General features: G+C 66.5%; 6 protein-coding genes. 4 read left to right on the forward strand and 2 right to left on the reverse strand.

Going from position 1 to position 6000, the window contains the following annotated elements; all coding sequences use genetic code 11:
* The first annotated feature begins 124 nt into the window (after positions 1-124).
* The 4 genes from BLR03_RS13120 to BLR03_RS13135 all read left to right on the forward strand — a co-directional run bounded on the left by BLR03_RS13120 (position 125) and on the right by BLR03_RS13135 (position 5082).
* A complete protein-coding gene (locus BLR03_RS13120; protein WP_091253178.1) occupies positions 125-1207 on the forward strand; it encodes a LacI family DNA-binding transcriptional regulator in 1083 nt (360 codons plus the stop codon).
* A 117-nt stretch (positions 1208-1324) separates the two neighbouring features.
* Positions 1325-3247, forward strand: coding sequence for a pyruvate kinase (locus BLR03_RS13125; RefSeq protein ID WP_254788470.1), 1923 nt, complete (start codon positions 1325-1327; stop codon positions 3245-3247).
* Positions 3238-4533 (forward strand): cation:proton antiporter domain-containing protein, encoded by a 1296-nt coding sequence (locus BLR03_RS13130; RefSeq protein WP_091253182.1) that lies wholly within the window; start codon positions 3238-3240, stop codon positions 4531-4533. The genes BLR03_RS13125 and BLR03_RS13130 overlap by 10 nt, the downstream gene beginning before the upstream one ends.
* 345 nt (positions 4534-4878) lie before the next feature.
* Positions 4879-5082, forward strand: a complete 204-nt coding sequence (locus tag BLR03_RS13135) for a hypothetical protein (protein ID WP_091253184.1) — start codon at positions 4879-4881, stop codon at positions 5080-5082.
* 88 nt (positions 5083-5170) lie between these two features.
* Here the strand turns inward: BLR03_RS13135 and BLR03_RS13140 are convergent, their stop codons facing one another.
* The gene (locus tag BLR03_RS13140; RefSeq protein WP_139184545.1) at positions 5171-5734 is read right to left on the reverse strand and encodes a cysteine hydrolase family protein; all 564 of its coding nucleotides are present in this window, start codon (positions 5732-5734) and stop codon (positions 5171-5173) included.
* On the reverse strand, positions 5731-6000 hold a 270-nt coding region (locus tag BLR03_RS13145), incomplete at its 5' end, for an aldehyde dehydrogenase family protein (protein ID WP_139184546.1). The genes BLR03_RS13145 and BLR03_RS13140, both read right to left, overlap by 4 nt.

A 6000-nucleotide genomic window follows, 5' to 3' on the forward strand; every position in this document is an offset into this window, starting at 1 on the left:
ACTGTCGATGAAGCTCTTGCTGAGTCCGGTCTCAGTCCCTAGGATTGAGACCGGACTCACATCGATTGATAGAAATGTAATCGAAGCCACATGGGGCGTCAAGGGTCCACGAAGAAAGGCCGTAATGAATAGTGATGCTTCCCGGCGCCGCGATGTCACTGTCGCTGACGTCGCCAGGGCCGCCCAGGTTTCCAAGGCCCAGGCTGCCCGCGCCCTGGGCAACTACGGTGCTGTAAGCGACGACGTCCGTGAGCGGGTGCTGGCCGCCGCCGAGGAGTTGGAGTACCGGCCCAACGAGCTCGCCCGCAGCATGAATACGGGGAAATCGCACACCATCGGGGTGGTGGTCGGCGACATCGAAAACCCCCATTTCGGCCTCGCCATGCGGGGCATTACCGACACCGCCAAGCGCAGTGGCTTCAACGTCATCCTGATCAACACGGATGAGGATACCGAGGCGGAAATCGATGCCGTCCGGGTGCTCCTGGACAAGCGCGTGGACGGCCTGATCGTGGCGCCGGCGTCATCCGTGGAAACGCAACATTTACGTCGCGTTCACGAATCCGGCCGCCCGCTGGTCCTGCTGGACCGCAAGGCGCCGGGGCTCGACGTCGACACCGTGGCGGTGGACATGGAGGACATCTCGCACGACTCCACGAGCTACCTGATCGGGGCCGGACACCGGAGGATCGCCTTCGTCTCCACCCTCAAGACGGACGAGCCGTACCGCGACGGCATGGTCCTGGACTCGTCCCAGATCTCGGACCGGCGCGACGGCATGAAACGGGCGTTCGATGAGGCGGGCCTGGACCTGCCGGACGATCTGATCCGCCTCAACGCCGGCGACAGCGAGTCGATCAGGAAGATCACCCGCGAGCTGCTGCAGCGCCCGGACCCGGCGACGGCGATCATCGCCTCCGACGGCCTGATCGGCCTCAGCGTCGTTGAAGCCATCCAGGAGCTGGGCCTGCGCATCCCGGACGACGTCTCCTTCCTCATGTACGACGACTTCGCCTGGACCCGCCTCACCACCCCGCCGCTCGCGGTCATCGCGCAGCCTGTGTATGACATGGGTGTTGCGGCGGCGGCGGCCCTGATCCGGCAGATCGAAGGCCGGAAGGCCCCTGCGCCCGCGCCGATGTTCACGGCCGAGCTGATCCGCCGCGGCTCGGTCGCAGCCCCGCGGGTGACCGACGTCGGCAACTAATCTGCGGCCTGCCCGGGACCCTAGGGACTTTGGACACGGGTCCCTACAGGGGCCGCGCCGCCTAAAATTGAGCATGCCCGGTTTCGACGTGCTCGACGTGGAACGACAATAATCGTCGTGTCCGTTGCGGAGATCGAGGAACTGCGCGCATTGCTTGAAGAAGTCATCAGGCTCCGGCGCAACGTCAAGCATGCCGAAACGCGCAGCGGCGGCAGGATCGGGGCTGTGCGGCCCCGCCACCGCGAGAGTGCCCTCAACCTCGTTCACTACACCGAGCTGCGCCGTCACGACATCAGGGATCTCCAGTCCGGACTCGCGAAGTACGGGCTGTCCTCGCTCGGACGCACAGAATCCCGGGTGCTGCCCAGTATCGAAACCTTGATCTGGACGCTGACCCGGCTGGTCACCCCTGATGGCGAGCGCACTGCGATGCCTCCCGGCTTCCCGGACGGCGGCGAGTTGCTCGCACGGAATGCTGTCAATCTCCTCGGCCCTAATCCGGAAGACCGCTCCACGCGCATCATGGTCACGCTGCCGAGCGAAGCGGCAACGGACGCGGCACTCGTCCGCGGCATGGTGGAGCGGGGGATGGACCTGGCCCGCATCAACTGCGCCCACGACGGACCCGAGGCGTGGCGGCACATGGTCGGCCATATCCGCGCCGCCGAAGAGGCCACCGGGAAACGCTGCCTCATCGCCATGGATCTCGCCGGCCCCAAGCTGCGCACCGGCCCGGTCCGGCCTGGTCCCCGAGTTTTGCGGGTCAAACCGGTCCGCAGCAAGACGGGCACGGTCCTGGAACCGGGACGTGTGTGGCTCGGCGCCGCACCTGGGACTTTGCCGGAAAAGGCGTCCGAAACTTCGCCCGCAACAGCACCCAGCCCGGCAGTGCCCGTGATTCCTCTCGACGACAACGCGTGGGGCGGCTCGCGGGGTCGGGGCCAGACGATCAGGCTGCATGATGCCCGCGGAGCCCGCCGCACCCTCCGCGTCGAGGCGACGTCCCCGGACGGGTGCCTGGTGGCGCTGGACAAGACGGTCTATTTCACGCCCGGGACCAGGCTCACTGCGGTCCTGGACCCTGGTATCGGCAAGAAAGGACACCACCAGGAATATCCGTCCGTAAAGGTTGGTGAACTCCCGGCCGTGGAGGAGAGCCTGCTGATCCACCGAGGTGACAGCCTCGTCCTGAGCAGTGACCTCGCTCCCGCCGACAGCACCTCAGTGGACATACACCGCATCGGGTGCACCCTCGCCAGCGTCCTGGCCGACGCCCGCACCGGGGAACGAATCTGGTTCGACGACGGCAAGATCGGAGGGGTGGTCACCGCCGTCGGGCCGGGAGAGCTCACAGCCCGGATCACCTCCGCGGCGCCGCAGGGTACACGCCTTCGCGCAGAAAAAGGCATCAACCTCCCGGACTCCCGGCTCACCGTCTCAGCGCTGACCGAGCAGGATATCGCCGATCTGGAGCACGTCCGGGAACTGGCCGACATCGTCAGCATGTCCTTCGTCCGCAGCGCAACAGACGTGCGGAAGCTCCTCGCCCACCTCGATCCAGGGCGGGACGGGAACCTGGACGTTTTGCTCAAGATCGAGACTGTGGCGGCCTTCGAAGCACTGCCAGATATCCTCCTTGAACTCATGAAGTGGGCCGACGTCGGCGTCATGATCGCGCGCGGCGACCTCGCCGTGGAAGCCGGATTCGAAAGACTCGCGGAGGTCCAGGAGGAAATCCTTTGGCTCTGCGAAGCCGGTCACGTCCCCGTAGTCTGGGCCACCCAAGTGCTCGACACCCTCGCACGAACGGGCATGCCGTCCCGGGCCGAGGTGACGGACGCCGCCATGGCACAACGTGCCGAGTGTGTCATGCTCAACAAGGGCCCCTTCATCAACGAGGCCATCAGCATGCTCGCGGGAATCCTCGGCCGGATGCAGGACCATACCCACAAGAAAAGGAGCCTGCTCCGACGTCTGCGCGCATGGGACCATGACGTCCCCGGGGCCACGGAAGCGGGCACAGGACAGTCATGGAGCTGACGGTCATAGTTCTCATCACCGCCGCCCTGTTCGCGTGGGCACTCGTTTCGGTGCGGTTGCAGCAGGCGGACCTGACCGCTCCCATAGTGTTCACCGCTGTCGGCATGGCCTTGGCCTGGGCCGGGCTGGTCGATGCCGCGTCGCCCCCGGCGGTCATCACCCCGGTTGTCGAGGTCGCCCTGGTGTGGGTGCTGTTCTCCGACGCCGCCCGTCTGCCCCTTCAGGAGTTGCGCCGAGACGTGGGCCGCTATGTGCGGCTGCTGGGAATCGGGCTGCCTCTGACGATTGTGTTCGGGTGGGTCCTGGCCGCCTGGTTCTTTCCCCAGTTCGGACTGTGGCTGGCCCTGCTCGTCGGTGCGGCGCTGGCCCCTACTGACGCCGCGCTCGGGATCCCCGTGGTGACGAATCCAGCGGTGCCGTCGCGGATCCGCCAGCTGATGACCGTCGAGAGCGGCCTCAATGACGGCATCGCCACCCCGGTCGTCATGGTCGCGATCGCCGGCGCGGCCGCCGCCGCAGGTCTGGAGAGTGCAGCTGGTCCCGGCAGTGCCGCCGTCGAGCTGCTCATCGGCGCCGGCGTGGGCGCGGCAACCGGCGCCGTGGGCGGGTGGCTGCTGCAGCTGGCCCGCCGGCGCGGGACGAGCGCCGAGGACTTTGCCGGAGTCGGGGTCCTTGCCCTGAGCCTGCTCGCCTACACCGCAGCCCTCGCTGTGGGCGGCAACGGATTCGTCGCCGCCTTCTGCGGCGGGCTGGCGTTCGGTACGTGCGCCGGTCAACGGGCGCCCGCCGAACTGGTCTTCGTCGAGCAGATGGGCGGCTTGGTGTCGCTGCTGGTGTGGCTGGCCTTTGGAGCCATCACCATTCCGACCATGCTGGCGCACTTCGTCCCCCTGACCATCGTGTATGCCGTGCTCAGCCTCACGGTGGTGCGCATGCTGCCGGTGGCACTGGCCTCGATTGGCGCCGGACTGGACCGGCGCACCGTCCTGTTCGTGGGCTGGTTTGGTCCGCGCGGTCTGGCATCCCTCGTGTTCGCGCTGCTGGCGCTGGAAGCCCTCGGACCAGTGTCCGATCAGGCGGTGGCCGTCATCGCGGCCACCGTACTGCTCAGCGTCCTGGCCCATGGCTTCAGCGCCGCGCCACTGGCAACCCACTACGGCAGAACCGCTGCCGCAGCGGGGCCGGAGCCGGGAGGGCCGGTGCCGGTCACCCGCGCGCCGGCCCGGGGCCTGAGCCGCAAGCACACGCCCACTGCGCTTTTCCAGCCGAGGCGGCCCCGTCAGTAGTCCGAACGGAACCCGCGCTACGCCGTCCCGGTCGCGCCGGCGGGGCACCTGTGATGAGTCTCACGCGCAATTTTCGCCATCTGGCTTGAGCCGCCTGCGCGGCGCTGTGCACTATGGAAAGGCAGGGCAGGGAGCATGGCTCCCGGTCACGCAGCCCCGATGTTCCCTCCGACGCCACGCGTCCGCAGTGAACCAGGGGCACCCATCCTGGTGGACGCAATGAGGCCAAACCGGTGAGCTCGCAGAGCTGCCCCGAGGTCTCAGGCGTTCCTGGTTTGGCCCCACGGCGGCTCCGCATCGGTGCGGCAGCCGGACATCCGGATTCATGAATGGAAGCACTGAACAATGACGTTTGAAACTGCCAACTCTGTAACCCACAAGCTCTGGGACCGCTCCACGATGCACCACGAGCTGGACGCCCTGATCCACGACCTCTCGGAGCGCCACAACACCCCCAAGAGCAACATCGCGGTCCACGCCAGCGGACCGGGCACCTTCACGCTCAGCCTGAACCACGGTGCAGCAAACCTTGAGGCAGTTTCCGCCTAGCAAACACACAGAGGACGACGGCGGGAGGTGACTCCCGCCGTCGTCCTCTGGCGTCTGTATAGAGTTCCGCCGGCTCAGCTGCAGGCCGTCAATTCAGGAGAGATTCGCTTTTGACGACCCTCACCATCGGGGAAAGTAGTTCCATGAGGTTTAGCGCCTGATCATGGGCAGCCTCGCTTTGGCCGGCGCAGGCGTCCTCGACCACGGTCACATATCGACCTGCATCCGCGGCGCCTAGGGCGGTAGCGAGGATGCAGCAGTCCGTTGCCACGCCGGTGAGGATCATCTCGTCTCCGACGGGGATCCGTTCTGCCAACTCTTGCCCCCACTTGGAGAACGTCGGAAGGTCTATGGAGCCGCGGTCCTCAACGTCGGGAAGCTCGATGTGCCAGATGGGATCGGCGGGATCCAGGCGCATACTTTGCCAGCGGTCGTAGTACGAGGACCACGAGCCGTCTTCCGCAGGGTCGGGGACAAAGCGCGTGATGATGGGTTCCAGTCCGGAGGCTGCCAGACGCGCGATAGTTCGGGCCGCTTCGTCGTAGCGCGGGATGTGCCACTCCCCCGGTTGACGGAAGGCGCGTTGCATGTCAATCACGACCAGATGACTCTTTGCCCCGCCCGTTGAAGCCCCGGCCCAGCTGCTAGTCACGATTTCCAGCCTTCCTGGCCAGCCCAGGGGTCGGCGATGCCGATGTATTGGGTGGTGGTGTATTCGGCGATGCCTTCGGTGCCGCCTTCGCGGCCGAGTCCGGAGTGTTTGACGCCGCCGAAGGGGGCGGCGGCGTTGGAGATGACGCCGGCGTTGAAGCCGACCATGCCGAATTCGATCTGTTCCGCGACGCGCAGGAGCCGGTTGAAGTCGCGGCTGTAGAGGTAGGAGGCCAGCCCGTATTCGGTGGCGTTGGCCAGCCGGAT

Origin of the sequence: Arthrobacter sp. ok909, from assembly GCF_900104405.1 — a bacterium.
Classification (GTDB): Bacteria; Actinomycetota; Actinomycetes; order Actinomycetales; family Micrococcaceae; genus Arthrobacter; species Arthrobacter humicola.